The 18,818-nt window shown below is 49.9% G+C and carries 15 protein-coding genes, 4 tRNA genes and 2 rRNA genes; 16 read left to right on the top strand and 5 right to left on the bottom strand.

All coding sequences use genetic code 11. The features are described from left to right. Positions 1-115: ribosomal RNA gene (locus BGK46_RS17705) — 23S ribosomal RNA — on the top strand; the annotation flags it as partial. Between the two features lie 87 nt (positions 116-202). Continuing rightward, a 5S ribosomal RNA gene (gene rrf, locus BGK46_RS03175) occupies positions 203-318 on the top strand. 378 nt (positions 319-696) lie between these two features. Here rrf and BGK46_RS03170 read toward each other — a convergent pair. The 4 genes from BGK46_RS03170 to BGK46_RS03155 all read right to left on the bottom strand — a co-directional run bounded on the left by BGK46_RS03170 (position 697) and on the right by BGK46_RS03155 (position 6,082). Then, positions 697-3,282, bottom strand: coding sequence for a family 20 glycosylhydrolase (locus tag BGK46_RS03170; protein ID WP_069587012.1), 2,586 nt, complete (start codon positions 3,280-3,282; stop codon positions 697-699). A gap of 200 nt (positions 3,283-3,482) precedes the next feature. After that, positions 3,483-4,127, bottom strand: a complete 645-nt coding sequence (locus tag BGK46_RS03165; protein WP_069587011.1) for a nicotinamidase — start codon at positions 4,125-4,127, stop codon at positions 3,483-3,485. 12 nt (positions 4,128-4,139) lie between these two features. Continuing rightward, positions 4,140-5,489 carry a CDP-diacylglycerol--serine O-phosphatidyltransferase gene (pssA, locus tag BGK46_RS03160; RefSeq protein ID WP_069587010.1) on the bottom strand — a complete coding sequence of 450 codons (1,350 nt, stop codon included), beginning with the start codon at positions 5,487-5,489 and terminating at the stop codon, positions 4,140-4,142. Between the two features lie 113 nt (positions 5,490-5,602). Further along, positions 5,603-6,082: a GNAT family N-acetyltransferase gene (locus BGK46_RS03155; protein ID WP_371440447.1), complete on the bottom strand. Its 480-nt coding sequence runs from the start codon at positions 6,080-6,082 to the stop codon at positions 5,603-5,605. 27 nt (positions 6,083-6,109) lie between these two features. Here BGK46_RS03155 and murB point away from each other — a divergent pair, with 27 nt between their 5' ends. Together murB and birA are read left to right on the top strand one after the other, a co-directional pair. Continuing rightward, entirely contained in the window at positions 6,110-7,144 is a 1,035-nt protein-coding gene (gene murB / locus BGK46_RS03150) for a UDP-N-acetylmuramate dehydrogenase (protein WP_069587008.1), read from the top strand. Further along, a complete protein-coding gene (birA, locus tag BGK46_RS03145; protein ID WP_069587007.1) occupies positions 7,141-8,109 on the top strand; it encodes a bifunctional biotin--[acetyl-CoA-carboxylase] ligase/biotin operon repressor BirA in 969 nt (322 codons plus the stop codon). The genes murB and birA overlap by 4 nt, the downstream gene beginning before the upstream one ends. Positions 8,110-8,112: 3 nt before the next feature. Here birA and coaA read toward each other — a convergent pair whose 3' ends face one another. After that, positions 8,113-9,051, bottom strand: coding sequence for a type I pantothenate kinase (gene coaA, locus BGK46_RS03140; protein WP_069587006.1), 939 nt, complete (start codon positions 9,049-9,051; stop codon positions 8,113-8,115). 209 nt (positions 9,052-9,260) lie between these two features. Between coaA and BGK46_RS03135 the strand changes: the two genes are divergently transcribed. From BGK46_RS03135 to rpoB, 12 genes are all read left to right on the top strand, one after another. After that, positions 9,261-9,336 (top strand) — tRNA-Thr (locus tag BGK46_RS03135). Between the two features lie 6 nt (positions 9,337-9,342). Further along, positions 9,343-9,427, top strand: a tRNA-Tyr gene (locus BGK46_RS03130). A 37-nt stretch (positions 9,428-9,464) separates the two neighbouring features. Further along, a tRNA-Gly gene (locus BGK46_RS03125) sits at positions 9,465-9,539 on the top strand. Positions 9,540-9,552: 13 nt separating this feature from the next. Next, positions 9,553-9,628 (top strand) — tRNA-Thr (locus BGK46_RS03120). A 104-nt stretch (positions 9,629-9,732) separates the two neighbouring features. Beyond that, positions 9,733-10,917, top strand: a complete 1,185-nt coding sequence (tuf, locus tag BGK46_RS03115; protein ID WP_069587005.1) for an elongation factor Tu — start codon at positions 9,733-9,735, stop codon at positions 10,915-10,917. Between the two features lie 232 nt (positions 10,918-11,149). Next, positions 11,150-11,521: a preprotein translocase subunit SecE gene (secE, locus tag BGK46_RS03110; RefSeq protein WP_069587004.1), complete on the top strand. Its 372-nt coding sequence runs from the start codon at positions 11,150-11,152 to the stop codon at positions 11,519-11,521. An 11-nt stretch (positions 11,522-11,532) separates the two neighbouring features. Beyond that, positions 11,533-12,078, top strand: a complete 546-nt coding sequence (gene nusG, locus BGK46_RS03105; protein WP_069587003.1) for a transcription termination/antitermination protein NusG — start codon at positions 11,533-11,535, stop codon at positions 12,076-12,078. 122 nt (positions 12,079-12,200) lie between these two features. Beyond that, on the top strand, positions 12,201-12,629 hold the full coding sequence (rplK, locus tag BGK46_RS03100) for a 50S ribosomal protein L11 (protein WP_069587002.1): 429 nt from the start codon (positions 12,201-12,203) through the stop codon (positions 12,627-12,629). Positions 12,630-12,633: 4 nt separating this feature from the next. After that, entirely contained in the window at positions 12,634-13,338 is a 705-nt protein-coding gene (gene rplA / locus BGK46_RS03095) for a 50S ribosomal protein L1 (RefSeq protein WP_069587001.1), read from the top strand. A 228-nt stretch (positions 13,339-13,566) separates the two neighbouring features. Then, on the top strand, positions 13,567-14,055 hold the full coding sequence (gene rplJ / locus BGK46_RS03090) for a 50S ribosomal protein L10 (RefSeq protein WP_069587000.1): 489 nt from the start codon (positions 13,567-13,569) through the stop codon (positions 14,053-14,055). Between the two features lie 57 nt (positions 14,056-14,112). Beyond that, positions 14,113-14,481, top strand: a complete 369-nt coding sequence (gene rplL / locus BGK46_RS03085; protein WP_069586999.1) for a 50S ribosomal protein L7/L12 — start codon at positions 14,113-14,115, stop codon at positions 14,479-14,481. 229 nt (positions 14,482-14,710) lie between these two features. Then, positions 14,711-18,736, top strand: a complete 4,026-nt coding sequence (rpoB, locus tag BGK46_RS03080; protein WP_069586998.1) for a DNA-directed RNA polymerase subunit beta — start codon at positions 14,711-14,713, stop codon at positions 18,734-18,736. The last annotated feature ends 82 nt before the right edge of the window (positions 18,737-18,818 follow it).

Genomic DNA, 18,818 nt, shown 5'->3' with positions numbered 1-18,818 from the left:
TTAGAGCTTCGAGCTTCTAAAGGGTTGTCGTAGACTACGACGTTGATAGGCAGGGTGTGTAAGCGCTGTGAGGCGTTGAGCTAACCTGTACTAATTGCCCGTGAGGCTTAACCATACAACACCCAAGAGGTTTTGGGTTGGACTTAAAATAAAGCCAGTTGATTGTGGCGAGAACGAACAGCTTTCTAGATTAAAGATTTTGCTTGGCGACCATAGCGCTTTGGACCCACCTGACTCCATGCCGAACTCAGTAGTGAAACGAAGCAGCGCCGATGGTAGTGTGGGGTCTCCCCATGTGAGAGTAGGACATCGCCAGGCTTTAATTGCTTACCTTATTGATAGCTCGATGCTGTTGATATCTGCGATGCTCATGTATTGGCATACACTGCGCGTCTCGATTCAACATCCTCATCGCATCAAATAAGATAACCTAATTAAAGCAGCTACATGTAAGTCTTTAATTAGACAAAATTTAAGCATCAAAGCAGATATGCGTAAGACTTTGATGAGAAAACACCAAGCCCTGACCTGATGGTCGGGGCTTTTTTGTATCTTGAGGGTGTATCAGCCCTGTGCGCTTTGCTTTAGACTGCCTGCTAAGTAGATATCATTTCATTTTCTACCTACCCAAGATCTAATAACAAGCCCCGTCTTGTCGACAGGGCTTTGTCTTTTCTAAGCGGTGTAATCGCTCGATTATTGAATTTTACTGACTCGGCTTACGCGTTCTCCTGAAATGGTACGTAGCTGTACCGGGGCGCTGACGTGAGGAGCGTTTGCCGCATCATAGGTTTGCCAGCTTGCACCATTATCGGTTGAGTACTCAATGGTGAGTCCAGGGAATGGCGAGTTCGCTTTCAATGTACCACTTTCTATCACCCCACCCGGAACCGGTAAGCGGAAACTAACATCCTGTTGCTCTAGTTGTGGGAACCAGTAACTCGCTAACTGATTAGCAAAGAGGTTGTAATCAATGTTGCGCTTGGTTTGATTCGCATCTTGCCCAGTTTGAGTGCTTGCTTCCCACTCGGCGCGGTGCCAAGCTCGCTCTGCCATGGCAAAGAGACGAGGGAAAGTCATTGATTCAAATTGGCCATCAGAGCGAATGGTTTCACTCCAAATAGAGGCCTGTAAACCGAGCACATTTTCTGGACGCGTCAGAGTTTTCACGGTGGCAGCGTCTAGTACCTCTTGTTTGGTGATAGGTGCACCATTGCGTTTTGCATCTGCGTTAGCGTAGAGATCATCGGGCATAAAGCTAAACGTCTTACGGGTGTCGGTAAAACGGGGTGCCCAATAATAGCCGCGCTCACTTGGGTCTGGCTCATAGGGGTGGTCAAAATAGAGGTGTGTGGCTTGGTTATAGATAACCCCATAGCCATTGTTGGCGAGATTATAGGCGCGATCGGCAACGCCCCACTCCCAGATATTTTGCCACGCATTGCCATAGACGTGCTCATTGGCAAGTTGTGCACGTGGATAGACCTTGTTGTTGTGCATGAGGCCATCTTCCCAACCACCGAGATCGAGCTGATGACGTTGGGTAATGTGCGAAATACGTTCGACAAAGTACTGACTCAGATCGTCAACACTGTTCACACCTGCATCGTTGTCTGCAATAAAGGCTTGGCAGACGGGCGACTCTTTCCAAGCACCGGCAATTTCATCTCCGCCAAAGTGGAATGTATCAAGCGGCTGTATGTCTCGATGCGCATCGACGAGCGCCGCAACTACTGTATCGACGAAGCGATAACTGGATTCCATACAAACATTCATCGCATTGTCGGTGAACATTTGCACAGAAAGGTATTGGGTGTCGTCTTCAAAGTCCGTGAGCAAATATTCTTTCGCTTTGGCTTCATCACCTTGTGCCATGTACTTGTGGTAACGCGCTTCCATCGCTTTAATGGCCGCGTGCGCGTGACCTGGCATATCTACTTCTGGAATGACAGTGATATTGAGTGCTTCTGCCTTACGCAGAATCGCTTGATAGTCTTCCGTAGTGTAATACCCATTGGATGCTTCTGTGCCGTCAGGCCCTGCGCCTAAGAAGGGCAACACGCAGCGGGTTTCTGACAAGTCATGACAGCGTTTGCTACCGATGTCTGCCAGTTCTGGTAGGGCTGGGATCTCAATACGCCATGCTTCATCATCACTGAGACGTAAATGGAGCTTGTTGAGTTTCAGTGCGGCCATTTGGTCGAGTAACTTAAAGATCGCCTCTTTGCTGCGGAAGTTTCGCGCCGCATCGACAGACAGACCACGGTAAGCAAAGCGCGGTGCATCGGTTAGCGTCACCGCCTTGAGTGTGTCACCGGTTTTGAGCTGTAGCAGGCTTTGTGCAGCGTACAGGGCACCCGCTTGATCAGGGGCGTCAATGTCAATACGTTGCTGCTCAGGTTGTACATCTAGGCGATAAGCTTCGTGCCACTGGTCGCTTCCATTAAGGGTGACTTTTCCCCACCCCACATGAATAACTTTTTGATTAGTAGGTGCCCAGTCGGTGGCTGAAATGCCAAGCTGATCGGCAAGCCATTGAGCTTGTGCTTGATAGCCGTTGTCGTAGACCACGGTCCACTCGCTATCGAGGGTGATATAGCCATTTTTCTCAATGCGACTGGCAGGTGTGGGAAGCACGTGTCCTTGGGTATCCACCAACGACAAATCGGCATTGCGTACATAGCGCTGCTCGGCCGTGAATGGGTCATAATGGTCGGTCAGTGCACCACCGTAGCGCTTCCACTGTGAGGGAGCGTCAAAGTCACCGACAAAGGTGAGCTCATCATCCGGTTTGGTGGGCACTTGGCCATTTTTGTGGTTACTGGTGCTGGTAATCAACGCGGTATGCGTGCCCGCTTCATTGTCGGAGGCTAAATACCAATTCGGCATAATATCGGATTTGGCGACTTGCCAGTCAGAGGCATTAAAGCCGACCACTAATTGATCACCGGGGGCGAGCGGAACAAAGCTGTCCGTGGGTTCGAGTTTGAAGAGATCCCCATTGACGTGTGAGACTTTCAGTTGATCGGTGTCGATCGACTTGATCATGCGAATGTGGCTGAAATAAATCGCCCAGCCCGTTTTAGGCAGTGTCTGAGTACTTTGGTTGGTAAAGGCGACGTTGCCCGTAAAAGAGCGCCAGTCATCTTGCGTATTATCAATGACTTGGTATTGCACATCGAGCCCGTTTCCGAGTGCATCAAGCTGCGATGCAGGCATCGCCCAAGCGGTGCTAGATAATGAAGCGCCGATCAGGAGACCCAGAGCGGTAGGTTTGAGCATGCTATCCTCCAAACTTATTTTTTATTGTGAAAATAGTTAATGGGACAGTAGGGGATAGCAAACTAAAAGCCTAGTACTCTTGTTATTCAAAGTGCATTTCTGTCTAAGGATTCAAACTTAATGGAGTGTTTAAGCAGGTGTTTTCACCCAAGGCGCGAGGGTGATCGCAGTGGGAGCACTCTCTACCGCTGCGATACAAATTAACGGGGGACCAAACAGCGCAACGCCAACTGACTATCGACTAACTTGATGCCCACATCCAGCATCTCATCACAGGCGGCGGCGACCGTTTGTGGGTGAATCCCTCGGCAAGCGGCGAGGTTCACAATCACGTCAAATTGACCGCGCTTTTTCAGCTGGATGGCGGTGGTTTTGACGCAATAATCGGTTGCCAAACCACCGACAATGACGGTTTCTACCTCTTGGCTGTGCAGCCATTCGATTAAGCCGGTACTGAGCTTCTCTTCAATATCATGAAAGCACGCACCATAGGGATGTAAGTCGGGTTCGACCCCTTTCCAGACCACATAGTCGTACTCGGTGACAGGAGGTAAGTCGTCAATGGTTTCGAACCCTTTGGTACCGGGAACCGCGTGTTTGACCCAGGTGAGATCCGCGTTTTTATACGATAGCGGTTGGAGCATATCGGCAGTATCGTCAACCACCCAAACCGCATTAGCGGGATGGGCGTCCTTGGTGAGGACACGCACATCTGCGAGCGCGGCTTGGGCATTCAATGCCGATCCTAATTGATTTCCCTCGGGCACCGGTAACTCGTCTGGGCAGTCGGGTGTAAAGGTACGTTGAGGGTCCACATCAATAGCAGCGATTCTGGCGATACGCATGGCCTGCTCCTTTTATAGAATTTGATTGAGCAAGTGATCGGCGCGCACGCGTTTTATCCGTTTTAAAAGCCGTTTTACCGGTAACGGATAATCTTCCATCTTATCGATATGTTTGTAGCTACCGACCAAGCGCGTGTGCTCGAGGATCTTATCCACTTCTTGCTGTTTTTGCGCTTCGAGGCGTTGATGCTTATCGTGGATAAGAATGGCGTTTTCCAAATCTAATTTCCATGCGCGTGGATTGAGGTTATTCCCCGTCAGCAACATGTACTGGCGATCGACCCAAATACCCTTGAGGTGGAAGCTGTTATCGTCATGCTTCCAAATATGAATGTTCAACTGGCGTTTGGCGATGGCGGCTTCATTGCGGCGCGCAAAGTTACGCAAGTTCACTTCATAAAGATAGGGCAACGCTGAGATAGTCTTAAACGGCGCCTCTGGGGGGGAGTAAAAATCGTTCGCGGTTTTATCACCGACAATAATGCTGACGGTAACGCCTCGGCGCAGCGCGCGACGGATTTCTCGGACCACGCTACGGGGCGGATTAAAGTAGGGGGTACAAATCACCAACTCTTGATGCGCGCTGGCAATCAAATGACAGATATAGCGGTTGAGTTTGTTCTTACGTTTACCCAGCCCGACCATCGGTGTTAACCCAACCTGATGCTCACCAATCGGCTCATCGTCATAGCGATAGCTCGCACGTTGTAGCTGGCCGCGAAACTCACGAATACTGGGCTTAAGTGCTTTACTATTTGGTCGGTCTGGCGAGGCGAGACAATTAACGGCACTGTCGGCGGTGAGTGTGTTGACGATAAAGTCTGCCATGGTATCGGCGAGCTTTTTATTGGTCAGCACATGATAGCGGTCATAGCGGTATCGGTCGTGCTGCGCCAGATAGACATCATTGAGGCTGGCGCCGCTGTAAAGAACCTTGTCATCAAAGACAAAGCCTTTGAGGTGCAAGACTCCAAAGACCTCGCGGTTTCGCACTGGGACGCCCAAGACTTCAATCTTGTGGGTGTAGCGCTCGGCATAAGCACGATACAGGGCCGCATTGCCATCCGATTGTTCGGCGCCAATTAGCCCCCGTTGTGCACGGTGCCAATCAACCAGTACTTTGATGTCGAGCTCGGGGTTCGCTTGTTTCGCCTCATACAAAGCGTCGAGTACGCTACGTCCGGCCTCATCATCTTGTAGATACAGGGCAACCAGATAGATACGTGATTTGGCGTTTTTAATTTCGCTAAGCAGCCGTTCTCTAAAAGAAACTGCGTCTAATAACGTTTCGAGATGTTCTGGCTGGTGCGCAATGGTGGGCAGGCGATCAATTAGCTGCCGATTTGCGTTAGCTGAATCCATTGTTACCTCATGTTGTTCGACGGCCAGAGTCGAGCGGTTTGATGCTAAACCCTGAATTGTACCAGAAATCGTGGCAAGCAACGGATCTCTGATCCTAGGCTTTGCCATTATCATCACGCTTTCCCCTGATACGCCATCGCAACCAAGTCTTTGCCGGCGTGACAATAACTGTCAAATCGGGTAGCGAGACCCTCGGGTAGCGCCTCGCGTTCGACCACATCAAAACCGTGGCGCGCGTAAAGCCCAGTGAGATGGCGAAAGGCAAGGCAGAAACACGGCTTTGTCGCGATCGTCTCTTGGACGTCGGTCAGTAAACGATCACTCAACCCCGTTCCTCGCAGCGCTGGGCTAATGAGCATGCCGGTTAATAGCTGATAGGTTGGCCGTTGCTGAAAACGCACTGCGCCACACAAGCCATTTGGACCATCAATCACCCAAATTATTTCATCTTTTTTGGGCTTTCCCGGTGGGTAGTGAGTTTTATAAAGCCGAGCCAGCAATGGAAAACGCAATGGCTCCAGCGGGTGAATACGATAATTATCCATAGTCCAATAGGTGCGCAATACGAGCAGGACAGGTAGTATACCTATCACTGAGTTTCCTGACAGCGTAATGCATTCATGAAGTGGTTATCTGATGTGTCTTTGACACCCCATCATACATTTGGTTTACCAGCACGCGCTTATGCGGTGGTTGAAGCGCATAGCATTGCTGACTTATACGCCATTTGGCAGCATCCAGACTATGCAAGCTTACCCAAGTTGATCGTTGGGGAAGGCAGTAATCTGCTGTTTTGTGAAGATTACGCGGGTGTGGTGGTGCTAAACCGCTTGTCTGGTCTTGAGGTAGAGGAAACGCCGCACGACTATCTTCTGCATGTGGGCGCCGGCCAGTCTTGGCACCAACTGGTTGCTTGGACGATTGAGCAAGGCATGCCCGGGCTGGAAAATCTTGCCCTTATTCCGGGATGTGTGGGCGCGGCCCCGATTCAAAACATTGGCGCTTATGGTGTCGAGTTTTGCGAACGTTGCGCCTATGTCGATATCGTCAATCCACGTACTCAGGAAACACGCCGCTTGACGCGAGAAGCCTGCCAATTTGGGTATCGCGACTCCATTTTTAAAACTGACGCGATGACGGGGTGGGTGATCACGCAAGTGGGATTTCGATTAGCGAAGGCGTGGCAGCCAGTGCTCAAATATGGAGCGCTGGCAGATCTCAATGGTGAGCAGGTGTCCGCGCAAACTATTTTTGATGCAGTGTGTGCGATTCGCCAAGCTAAGCTCCCCGATCCACGGGAATGCGGTAATGCAGGGAGCTTCTTTAAAAACCCAGTGGTGGATGCACAGCATGCGCAAACCTTGCAAACTCGTTATCCCGAGATGCCCATGTACCCGGCTGGTGAGGGCAAAGCGAAGCTTGCAGCTGGCTGGTTAATTGACCAATGTGGCTTAAAAGGAGCGAGACAAGGCGGTGCGCGTGTCCATCCTAAGCAAGCATTAGTGCTGACTAACGCTGATCATGCGACTAGCGAAGACGTCGTCCAACTTGCAAAACGCGTGGTCAATGACGTACAGGCGCGGTTTGGTGTCACCTTACACCATGAGGTGCGCTTTATGGGCGCACAGGGTGAAACCACCTTGGAGGCGCAATGAGCCGTACACATAGCGCAAGGTTAGCCCTTATCGGCCGTTTATCCGACGGTGAATTCCACTCAGGCGAAATGCTAGGAGACGCGTTGGGCATGAGCCGGGCGGCTATCAGCAAACACATTAAAGTGTTGCAGTCATGGGGGCTAGATATTTACCGTGTGCAAGGTAAAGGCTATTGCTTATCGCAACCGATTGAGTTGCTCGATGAAGCTTGGCTAAGTGATCACACTGATGTGCCTGCCTTATCCGTTATCCCAGTCATTGACTCTACCAACCAGCACTTGATGGAGCGTGTTGGACAACTGACGTCAGGTAGTGTGTGTTTGGCTGAGTATCAACAGCAAGGACGCGGTCGGCGAGGGCGTGTGTGGCAATCACCGTTCGGGAGCAATCTGTATCTATCTATGTATTGGCGCCTTGAGGCGGGACCGGCGGCTGCGATGGGGTTGAGCCTTGTGGTGGGTGTGGCGATGACCAAGGCGTTGCATGAACTGGGCGCGCCTGGTGTGAAAGTAAAATGGCCGAACGATCTCTATTATCAAGATAAAAAGCTTGCGGGCATCTTAGTGGAAATGACGGGGCAAACCGGTGATGCGGCACATCTTGTGATCGGGATGGGGCTGAATATTGGTATGGGACCGCACGTCAGCGAGCATATTGATCAGCCGTGGGCACGATTGGCCGATGCGTGTCAGCCGATGCCATCACGTAACGTGCTTGCCAGTGTATTGATAAGCCGTTTACAAGACGCGTTGCTCGATTATGAAAAAACCGGCTTAGCGGGGATCATGGATGATTGGCAGCAATTAGATAACTTCAAAGGGCGCCCCGTGAAACTCTTGATGGGGGATCGCGAAGTTCGCGGTATTGAGCGTGGGATTGATGAACACGGTGCGTTGTTACTGGACGTGGATGGTGTCATCACACCCTATTTAGGGGGAGAAATTTCACTAAGGCGTGATGACTAACAGTTACTTACGTACGCGAATGCGCTGGACCGAATGATTAGCGCCTTTCTCTAAGATCAAGCTGGCTCTCTCTCGGGTAGGAAGAATGTTTTCCATTAAGTTCCGCCCGTTGATTTCATCCCAAATACTCGCGGCGGTATCTTTGGCCTCGGCAACCGATAGACGCGTGTAGTGATGAAAATACGCATCTGGGTCTAAAAAGGCGCCGCGACGGAATTTCATAAATCGCTCGATATACCAGTGCTTGAGTAATGCCGGTTCAGCGTCAACATAAATAGAGAAGTCGAGAAAATCTGAAATAAACACATGATGAGGATCATGTGGGTAATCCATCCCACTCTGTAAAACGTTCAATCCCTCTAGGATCAAAATATCTGGCTTTTCGACTTTCTGCACTTCACCAGTGATGTCATACACCAAATGTGAGTATATCGGCGCTTCCACACAGGCTTTACCGGATTTTACATCTGCCACAAACTCCACCAATTTGCGCATGTTATATGATTGAGGAAAGCCTTTTCGTTTCATCAATCCACGCGCTTCCAACTCCGCGTTGGAATACAAAAAACCGTCGGTAGTCACTAAGGCTACCTTGGGGTGATCGGGCCAGCGAGTCAGTAGGGTTTTTAATAAACGTGCAGTGGTACTTTTACCGACCGCGACACTGCCTGCAATCCCAATAATATAAGGGACATGATTGGAGGCAGGCTGAGTCAAAAACTCGTCGAGCACCTCAGTGCGACTCTTGCGCGACTTGATATACAGATTGAGTAGTCGTGACAGAGGCAAGTAAACATCTCTCACCTCATCCATTGAGAGGTGCTCGTTTAGCCCTCGCAGGCGTTCAATGTCGTCTTCGGTGAGCGTCATGGGCACTGCATCCCTCAGTTCAGCCCATTGTTGACGGTCGAACGACAAATAAGGCGTTAGCGTTGCGTTCATGGTCCGTTTGCCTTAAGCCAATAAAGAGGTGGACGATACCGCAATCTGCGTATCAGGAAAAGTAGTGGTCCGCGTTGTTGTTATTTAGGATTGGCTATTTTAGCAACAATTAAGCCCTAAATTGTGCAACAGGCGAAAAAATCACCTGTTTTTTTGATTTTTCCTATTGCAAGGCCCCATTTCATCGCATAGAATGCGCAGCACTTGTCGCCGGCTTAGCTCAGTTGGTAGAGCAACTGACTTGTAATCAGTAGGTCGCCAGTTCGATTCCGGCAGCCGGCACCAAAATTAGGTGGGATTCCCGAGCGGTCAAAGGGATCAGACTGTAAATCTGACGGCTCAGCCTTCGAAGGTTCGAATCCTTCTCCCACCACCATTTTCAAATTGTTTGAATAGCTCTACGAGAAACGATTGCGGGCATCGTATAATGGCTATTACCTCAGCCTTCCAAGCTGATGATGCGGGTTCGATTCCCGCTGCCCGCTCCACTCTTTTTAGAGTGCTGATATAGCTCAGTCGGTAGAGCGCACCCTTGGTAAGGGTGAGGTCGGCAGTTCAAATCTGCCTATCAGCACCATCCTCTCCAAGGTAACTTCAAGCCGTTTGATATATACTCAACAAACCTAATTGTTGGTTGTGTGGTCGTAATGCCACCGAAATACCGTGCTTAGAGGGACTGTCATGTCTAAAGAAAAATTTGAACGTACGAAACCGCACGTTAACGTTGGTACTATCGGCCACGTTGACCACGGTAAAACTACTCTGACTGCCGCTATCTGTACTGTACTTGCAAAAGTACACGGTGGTGCAGCGCGTGACTTCGCATCAATCGATAACGCACCAGAAGAGCGTGAGCGTGGTATCACCATCGCGACTTCGCACGTAGAATACGATACGCCAACTCGCCACTACGCGCACGTTGACTGCCCAGGGCACGCCGACTACGTGAAAAACATGATCACCGGTGCAGCGCAAATGGACGGTGGTATCCTAGTAGTAGCAGCGACTGATGGCCCAATGCCACAGACTCGTGAGCACATCCTGCTAGGCCGTCAGGTAGGTATCCCATACATCATCGTATTCATGAACAAATGTGACATGGTTGATGATGAAGAGCTGCTTGAGCTAGTTGAAATGGAAGTACGTGAGCTGCTTTCAGAGTATGACTTCCCAGGTGACGACTGCCCAGTAATCCAAGGTTCAGCACTAGGTGCTCTGAACGGTGAAGAGCAGTGGGAACAGAAGATTGTTGAGCTAGCGGAAGCACTGGATTCTTACATCCCAGAGCCAGAGCGTGCGATCGACAAGCCGTTCATCCTGCCAATCGAAGACGTATTCTCAATCCAAGGCCGTGGTACTGTAGTAACTGGTCGTGTTGAGCAAGGCATCATCACCGTTGGTGACGAAGTAGAAATCGTGGGCATGAAAGACACCACCAAGACCACTTGTACTGGTGTTGAAATGTTCCGTAAGCTTCTAGACGAAGGCCGTGCTGGTGAGAACGTTGGTGTTCTTCTGCGTGGTACTAAGCGTGACGAAGTTGAGCGTGGTCAAGTACTGGCGAAGCCTGGTTCAATCACCCCGCACACCAAGTTCGAGTCAGAAGTATACGTACTGTCTAAAGACGAAGGCGGCCGTCATACTCCGTTCTTCAAAGGCTACCGTCCACAGTTCTACTTCCGTACAACTGACGTGACCGGTACTATCGAACTGCCAGAAGGCGTTGAGATGGTAATGCCTGGTGACAACATCAAGATGGTTGTTACCCTGATCGCGCCAATCGCGATGGACGAAGGTCTACGTTTCGCTATCCGTGAAGGTGGCCGTACCGTAGGCGCTGGTGTTGTTGCCAACATCGTTGAATAATGATTTGACGAAACACTAGTAAAAAGGGCATCATTTGATGCCCTTTTTCTGCGTTTGACACTTATATTGTTGCTATTTTGCCCAGTTTTAGTGAACAAATGCAGCGTGTTGGTGCTCGTATTGACACCCTTAGGTGTGATAAATACGAGCACCGCGTGTCATTGCCAAGGCATTATGGTGTTTTGGCTGCAAAGACATTGCCGTCTATGTAGACTTGTTACAGGTAGAATGTATGAAAGCGAACGCTGAGACCCAATCCGGTTCGATGGACATCCTTAAATGGGGTGTTGTTTTTGTCCTGTTGGCCGCAGCCGTGGTAGGGAATAGCCTGTACAGTGACGTGTCTGTGGTAGTGCGAGCTGCTGCTGTAGTGGTGTTAGTTGCCGCTGCTGGTGGTATTGCTGCACTCACGATGAAAGGAAAAGCTGCGATCACGTTTGCACGCGAATCGCGTATGGAAGTGCGTAAAGTTGTATGGCCTACGCGTCAAGAGACCTTACAAACCACTCTCATCGTTCTGGCTGTTACTGTCGTTATGGCGCTCATCCTGTGGGGCGTTGACGGGATTATGGTCCGTCTAGTCCGCCTAATCACTGGCGTGTGAGGTAAAAGTACATGAGCGAAGCTCCCAAAAAACGTTGGTATGTGGTTCAGGCTTTCTCTGGTTTTGAAAGCCGTGTTGCGCAGTCATTGCGTGAACATATCAAAATGCACGAAATGGAAGATCACTTTGGTGAAGTCTTGGTGCCAACCGAAGAAGTGGTTGAAATGCGTCAAGGCCAGCGCCGTAAAAGTGAGCGCAAATTCTTCCCAGGCTACGTGCTAGTACAAATGGTGATGAACGATGAATCTTGGCACTTGGTACGCAGTGTTCCTCGTGTAATGGGCTTCATCGGTGGCACCTCAGATCGTCCTGCGCCGATTTCAGACAAAGAAGCCGATGCGATTCTCAACCGTCTTGAAAAAGCGAGTGAGTCACCCGTACACAAAACCGTCTTTGAGGCTGGTGAAGTGGTTCGCGTGACGGAAGGACCATTTGCAGACTTTAACGGTGTGGTTGAAGAAGTGGACTATGACAAGAACCGCCTTAAGGTGTCTGTGTCTATCTTTGGCCGTGCAACCCCAGTTGAGCTTGAGTTTGGCCAGGTAGAAAAAACCTGATCAAAAAAGCATCATCAACGGTTGGCAAGGGCGCGAAATTTGACTATAATTTCGCGCCCTTTTGTTAAACGGGGAGTCTATCGTCAGGTAGACGTTAGTACCCAAAATTAGGTAATTGAATAATGGCAAAGAAAGTAGAAGCTTACATCAAGCTGCAAGTTGCAGCGGGTGCAGCTAACCCATCGCCACCGGTTGGTCCTGCTCTAGGTCAACACGGTGTGAACATCATGGAATTCTGTAAAGCGTTTAACGCGAAGACCGAATCTATCGAGAAAGGTCTGCCGATTCCTGTTGTTATCACTGTATACAACGATCGTTCTTTCACTTTCGTTACTAAGACTCCGCCAGCGGCAGTTCTTCTTAAGAAAGCAGCAGGCGTTAAGTCTGGTTCAGGTCGTCCAAACACTGAAAAAGTGGGTACCGTCACTGACGCTCAGATCCAAGAGATCGCAGAAACCAAAGCGGCAGACATGACCGGTGCGGACATCGAAGCGATGAAACGCTCTATTGCGGGTACTGCCCGTTCAATGGGCCTGAACGTAGAGGGTTAAGACAATGGCTAAAATGACTAAGCGCATGCGCGTAATCCGCGAAAAAGTTGATGTGACCAAAGAGTACGACATCAACGAAGCCGTTGCTCTACTGAAGGAACTGGCGACTGCTAAATTTGTTGAAAGCGTTGACGTTGCTGTCAACCTTGGCATCGATGCACGTAAATCAGACCAGAACGTTCGTGGCGCAACTGTACTGCCACACGGTACTGGCCGTGATATCCGTGTTGCTGTGTTCACACAAGGTGCGAACGCTGAAGCCGCGAAAGAAGCGGGTGCCGACATCGTTGGTATGGAAGATCTGGCTGAGCAAGTGAAGAAAGGCGAAATGAACTTTGACGTCGTTGTCGCTTCACCAGACGCTATGCGCGTTGTTGGCCAATTGGGTACTATCCTAGGTCCTCGCGGCCTGATGCCAAACCCGAAAGTGGGTACTGTAACGCCTAACGTTGCTGAAGCGGTTAAGAACGCGAAAGCAGGTCAGGTTCGTTACCGTAACGACAAGAACGGCATCGTTCACACCACCATCGGTAAAGTAGACTTTGACGCGAACAGCCTGAAAGAAAACCTGGAAGCGCTGTTGGTTGCTCTGAAGAAGGCGAAGCCAACTTCAGCAAAAGGTACTTTCATTAAGAAAGTTAGCCTGTCTACCACCATGGGCGCAGGTGTTGCTCTGGACCAGAACACTCTGGAAACCAGCGCAAGCTAATTGCCAGAAGCGAGTGAGTAGTTTATACTCTCTCGCTTCACAATTTTATGGCTGAGTCTGTTTAACAGACTTCGTCCAAGACCGTAGGCGTTCATTACGAACTTAATATTTCCTACGTAGACGGTGCCAGAACATGATAGATTTCTCGTCTTTCTTGGATCTGCACCGTACAAGCTCTCTCTGCAAAGCTGTAGAGAGTGGTGTTAAACAATCCAGGAGCAAATCCAAATGGCTTTAAACCTTCAAGACAAAAAAGCAATTGTTGCTGAAGTCAACGAAGCTGCCAGTGGTGCCCTGTCTGCAGTAGTTGCTGATTCTCGCGGTGTAACCGTGGATGCGATGACTTCTCTACGTAAACAAGCGCGTGAAGCGGGCGTTTTCATGAAAGTTGTTCGTAATACACTGGCTCGCCGTGCAGTTGAAGGCACTGACTACGAGTGTCTAAAAGACACTTTCGTTGGTCCAACTCTGATTGCGTTTTCTAACGAGCACCCTGGTGCCGCTGCGCGTCTTTTCAAAGACTTCGCAAAAGAGAACAAAGAGTTTGAGATCAAGTCTGCTGCATTCGAAGGTGCGATCACTGACCCAGAGGTATTGGCAACACTGCCAACGTACGACGAAGCAATTGCACGCCTGATGATGGGTCTGAAAGAAGCATCTGCAGGCAAGCTGGTTCGTACTATTGCCGCTGTTCGCGACCAAAAAGAAGCGGCGTAATTGCCCTTTTACATTGGTTGCTTAATCTAATTATTGTTGACTTTAAAGAGAATTGTTATGTCTATCACTAACGAGCAAATCCTAGACGCAATTGCAGACATGTCTGTAATGCAAGTTGTTGAGCTAATCGAAGCAATGGAAGAAAAATTCGGCGTATCAGCTGCAGCAGCAGTTGTTGCTGGTGGTGCTGCTGAAGGCGGTGCTGCTGAAGAGCAAACCGAATTTGACGTAATCCTGAAAGAAGCTGGTGCTAACAAAGTAGCAGTTATCAAAGCGGTTCGTGGCGCAACTGGTCTAGGCCTGAAAGAAGCGAAAGCTCTGGTTGACGGCGCTCCTGCACCTCTGAAAGAAGGTGTTGAGAAAGAAGAAGCTGAAGCGCTTAAAGCTCAGCTAGAAGAAGCTGGTGCTTCTGTTGAAGTTAAGTAATTTATACTTAATTTCTTAGCCTGAAAGGGCATTGGCTGGTGGCTAAATAGCCACCGGCCTTTTTGCGCTGTAGGGCGGTAGTGAAATTTCCACCCCGTTTTATCACTGCTGACCATGCAAAAAAAATCAAAGCAAGCGCTTTGATTTTCCTACACTAAACGGTGGTTGTTTAGTCACTGTCCCTTGTACTGGACAGTTTGGGTCACTTATCAGCGAGCTGAGGAACCCTATGGTTTACTCTTATACCGAGAAAAAGCGTATCCGTAAGGATTTTGGTAAGCGTCCTCAAGTTCTGGACGTGCCATACTTGCTGTCGATCCAGCTTGAATCTTTTGAGAAGTTTATCGAGCAGGATCCAGAAGGGCAATACGGTCTTGAAGCTGCCTTTCGCTCTGTCTTTCCAATTCAGAGCTACAACGGCAATTCCGAGCTGCAATACGTTAGCTATCGTCTCGGTGAGCCAGTTTTCGATGTCAAAGAATGCCAAATTCGCGGCGTAACCTATTCGGCACCACTACGCGTGAAACTGCGCTTGGTGATGTTTGATAAAGATGCCCCGGCTGGTACCGTTAAAGACATCAAAGAACAAGAAGTCTATATGGGCGAAATTCCGCTCATGACTGAAAATGGTACCTTTGTCATCAATGGTACTGAGAGGGTTATCGTATCCCAGCTGCACCGTAGTCCGGGCGTCTTTTTCGACAGCGATAAGGGTAAAACCCATTCCTCAGGAAAAGTGCTATATAACGCACGCGTGATCCCATACCGTGGTTCATGGTTGGATTTCGAATTTGATCCTAAGGATATCGTTTACGTTCGTATCGACCGTCGTCGTAAGCTGCCTGCATCGATTATTCTGCGTGCGCTGGAATATACAACGGAAGAGATCCTGGATCTGTTCTTCGATAAAGTTGTCTTTGAAGTCAAAGGTAAAGCGCTAGTCATGGAACTGGTGCCTGATCGTCTACGTGGCGAAACAGCCAGCTTTGACATTGAAGCCAACGGCACCGTTTATGTTGAACAGGGTCGCCGTATTACCGCTCGCCACATCCGTCAGTTGGCGAAAGATAACGTCGATCACATCGAAGTGCCGGTTGAGTACATCGCAGGCAAGATTTCTGCACGTGATTACGTTAACCAAGACACAGGCGAAGTGATTGTCTCGGCTAACCAAGAGTTAAGCCTGGAGACACTGGCGCAATTGTCGCAAGCGGGTCACAAGAAAATCGAAACCCTGTTCACCAACGACTTAGATCATGGTCCGTACATGTCAGATACCTTGCGTATCGACAACACCACGGATCGTTTGACTGCGTTGGTTGAAATCTATCGCATGATGCGCCCAGGCGAGCCACCAACAAAAGAAGCGGCAGAACAACTGTTCGAAAGCCTCTTCTTCTCTGAAGATCGTTACGATCTATCAGCGGTGGGCCGTATGAAGTTCAACAGCTCATTAGGGCGTGATGAACTAACCGGTCCTGGCGTACTGAGCAAAGAAGACATCATTGAAGTGATGCGTAAACTGATCGATATCCGTAACGGTATCGGTGAAGTGGACGACATCGACCACCTAGGTAACCGTCGTATTCGTTCGGTTGGCGAAATGGCCGAGAACCAATTCCGTGTTGGTTTGGTACGTGTTGAGCGTGCGGTTAAAGAGCGCCTGAGCCTGGGTGACCTTGACAATGTGATGCCACAAGACCTGATCAACGCTAAGCCAATTTCGGCCGCGGTGAAAGAGTTCTTTGGTTCATCTCAGTTGTCACAATTTATGGACCAAAACAACCCGTTGTCTGAGGTGACGCACAAACGTCGTATCTCTGCATTGGGTCCAGGTGGTTTGACGCGTGAGCGCGCCGGCTTTGAAGTTCGAGACGTACACGCGACGCACTACGGTCGTCTCTGTCCGATCGAAACTCCTGAAGGTCCGAACATCGGTCTGATTAACTCACTGTCAGCGTTTGCGCGTTGTAACGCTTACGGCTTCTTGGAAACCCCATACCGTAAAGTGGTTGACGGTAAAGTGACCGATCAAATCGATTACTTGTCAGCGATTGAAGAAGGTCACTACGTGATTGCGCAGGCGAACGCCGCGCTGAACGAAGATGGCTCGTTCACTGATGAACTGATCACTGCGCGTGAGAAAGGGGAATCAGGTCTGCACCCACGTGACCATGTTCAGTACATGGACGTTGCAACCAACCAGGTTGTATCGGTGGCAGCCTCTCTGATCCCATTCCTTGAGCATGACGATGCGAACCGTGCCTTGATGGGTGCGAACATGCAACGTCAGGCCGTTCCAACATTGCGTGCGCAAAAGCCGCTGGTTGGTACGGGTATCGAGCGCAATGTGGCGGTTGACTCAGGTGTTACCGCGGTTGCGAAACGTGGCGGTATCATCCAGTCAGTTGATGCTTCGCGCATCGTACTGAAAGTGAATGAAGATGAGCTGGTACCTGGTGAAGCGGGTATCGACATCTACAACCTGACTAAGTACACCCGTTCTAACCAGAACACCTGTATTAACCAGCGTCCAACTGTGATGCCGGGCCACCAAGTGGCAAAAGGTGACGTACTGGCTGACGGCCCATCGACTGACTTGGGCGAGCTAGCACTGGGTCAGAACATGCGTATCGCGTTCATGCCATGGAACGGTTATAACTTTGAGGATTCCATCCTTATTTCTGAGCGCGTCGCGCAGGAAGACCGTTTAACCACTATCCACATTCAAGAGCTTTCTTGTGTGGCGCGTGATACCAAGTTGGGCAGCGAAGAAATCACCGCGGACATTCCAAACGTGGGTGAAGCAGCGCTATCGAAACTGGATGAGTCAGGGGTTGTGTATATCGGTGCCGAAGTGAAAGGCGGCGATATCATGGTTGGTAAAGTGACGCCAAAAGGCGAAACGCAACTGACACCAGAAGAGAAACTGCTGCGTGCAATCTTCGGCGAAAAAGCCTCTGACGTGAAAGACTCGTCACTGCGTGTGCCGAACGGTGTATCAGGTACGGTTATCGATGTACAAGTCTTTACTCGCGATGGCGTAGAGAAAGACAAGCGTGCACTCGAAATCGAAGAGATGCAGCTGAAAGAAGCGAAGAAAGACCTGACCGAGGAGTTCTCTATCCTTGAAGGTGGTCTGCTAGCGCGTGTTCGTTCACTGCTTTCTCAAGCCGGTTATACCGACAACCAGTTAGACGGCATGGATCGTAAGACCATGTTGACACAAACACTGGATGATGAAGCACAGCAAACCCAGCTAGAGCAGCTGGCTGAGCAATACGACGAAATTAAAGCCGAGTTCGATAAGAAGTTCGAAACCAAGCGCCGTAAGATCACTCAAGGTGATGATTTGGCTCCTGGCGTACTGAAAATCGTTAAAGTCTACTTGGCCGTTAAACGTCGCATCCAGCCAGGTGACAAGATGGCCGGTCGTCACGGTAACAAAGGTGTAATCTCGAAGATTAACCCAGTTGAAGACATGCCTTACGACGAAAACGGTGTTCCTGTGGATCTGGTTCTTAACCCGCTGGGTGTACCTTCACGTATGAACATCGGTCAGATCCTAGAAACACACATGGGTCTGGCGGCGAAAGGTATCGGTGATAAGATCAACCGCATGCTCAAAGAGCAGCAAGAACTGGCGAAATTCCGCGAGTTCCTGCAGAAGGTCTATAGTCTGGGCGATACCCGTCAGAAAGTGGACATTAGTAAACTGACTGACGACGAAGTACGCACCTTGGTGAACAACCTGCGTGATGGTCTTCCAACGGCATCGCCTGTCTTTGACGGTGCACCAGAGCCGTTGATCAAAGAGCTACTCAAACTGGGTGATCTGCCAGAGTCAGGTCAGCTAGCGCTTTATGATGGCCGCACGGGTGAGAAGTTTGAGCGTCCAGTAACCGTGGGTTACATGTACATGCTGAAACTGAACCACTTGGTTGATGACAAGATGCACGCCCGTTCAACTGGCTCGTACAGCCTTGTAACTCAGCAGCCGCTGGGTGGTAAGGCACAGTTCGGTGGTCAGCGATTCGGTGAGATGGAAGTATGGGCACTGGAAGCATACGGTGCTGCCTATACCCTACAAGAAATGCTCACCGTGAAGTCGGATGACGTTAATGGCCGTACCAAGATGTATAAGAACATCGTGGATGGCGACCATCGTATGGAGCCGGGCATGCCGGAATCTTTCAACGTATTGCTGAAAGAAATCCGCTCGTTGGGTATCAACATCGAGCTGGAAGACGAGTAAGCCGCTGGCTGACTCTCTCCGGTAAGAATATGAAGGCGCTGCCTGTCAGCGCCTTTATGGGTCAACTCCTCACAGGAGCCGA

Source organism: Salinivibrio sp. SS2 (assembly GCF_001722075.1).
In the GTDB taxonomy this organism is placed as follows: Bacteria; Pseudomonadota; Gammaproteobacteria; order Enterobacterales; family Vibrionaceae; genus Salinivibrio; species Salinivibrio proteolyticus.
The sequence above is the reverse complement of the archived record's forward strand: the minus strand, read 5'-3'. Positions and strand labels throughout refer to the sequence as shown.

What these genes read in the sequence shown, in the direction of transcription:
- BGK46_RS03170 (WP_069587012.1), bottom strand. Translation starts at nt 3,282, where the DNA reads ATGCTCAAACCTACCGCTCTGGGTCTCCTGATCGGCGCTTCATTATCT.
- BGK46_RS03165 (WP_069587011.1), bottom strand. Translation starts at nt 4,127, where the DNA reads ATGCGTATCGCCAGAATCGCTGCTATTGATGTGGACCCTCAACGTACC.
- pssA (WP_069587010.1), bottom strand. Translation starts at nt 5,489, where the DNA reads ATGGATTCAGCTAACGCAAATCGGCAGCTAATTGATCGCCTGCCCACC.
- murB (WP_069587008.1), top strand. Translation starts at nt 6,110, where the DNA reads ATGAAGTGGTTATCTGATGTGTCTTTGACACCCCATCATACATTTGGT.
- birA (WP_069587007.1), top strand. Translation starts at nt 7,141, where the DNA reads ATGAGCCGTACACATAGCGCAAGGTTAGCCCTTATCGGCCGTTTATCC.
- coaA (WP_069587006.1), bottom strand. Translation starts at nt 9,051, where the DNA reads ATGAACGCAACGCTAACGCCTTATTTGTCGTTCGACCGTCAACAATGG.
- tuf (WP_069587005.1), top strand. Translation starts at nt 9,733, where the DNA reads ATGTCTAAAGAAAAATTTGAACGTACGAAACCGCACGTTAACGTTGGT.
- secE (WP_069587004.1), top strand. Translation starts at nt 11,150, where the DNA reads ATGAAAGCGAACGCTGAGACCCAATCCGGTTCGATGGACATCCTTAAA.
- nusG (WP_069587003.1), top strand. Translation starts at nt 11,533, where the DNA reads ATGAGCGAAGCTCCCAAAAAACGTTGGTATGTGGTTCAGGCTTTCTCT.
- rplK (WP_069587002.1), top strand. Translation starts at nt 12,201, where the DNA reads ATGGCAAAGAAAGTAGAAGCTTACATCAAGCTGCAAGTTGCAGCGGGT.
- rplA (WP_069587001.1), top strand. Translation starts at nt 12,634, where the DNA reads ATGGCTAAAATGACTAAGCGCATGCGCGTAATCCGCGAAAAAGTTGAT.
- rplJ (WP_069587000.1), top strand. Translation starts at nt 13,567, where the DNA reads ATGGCTTTAAACCTTCAAGACAAAAAAGCAATTGTTGCTGAAGTCAAC.
- rplL (WP_069586999.1), top strand. Translation starts at nt 14,113, where the DNA reads ATGTCTATCACTAACGAGCAAATCCTAGACGCAATTGCAGACATGTCT.
- rpoB (WP_069586998.1), top strand. Translation starts at nt 14,711, where the DNA reads ATGGTTTACTCTTATACCGAGAAAAAGCGTATCCGTAAGGATTTTGGT.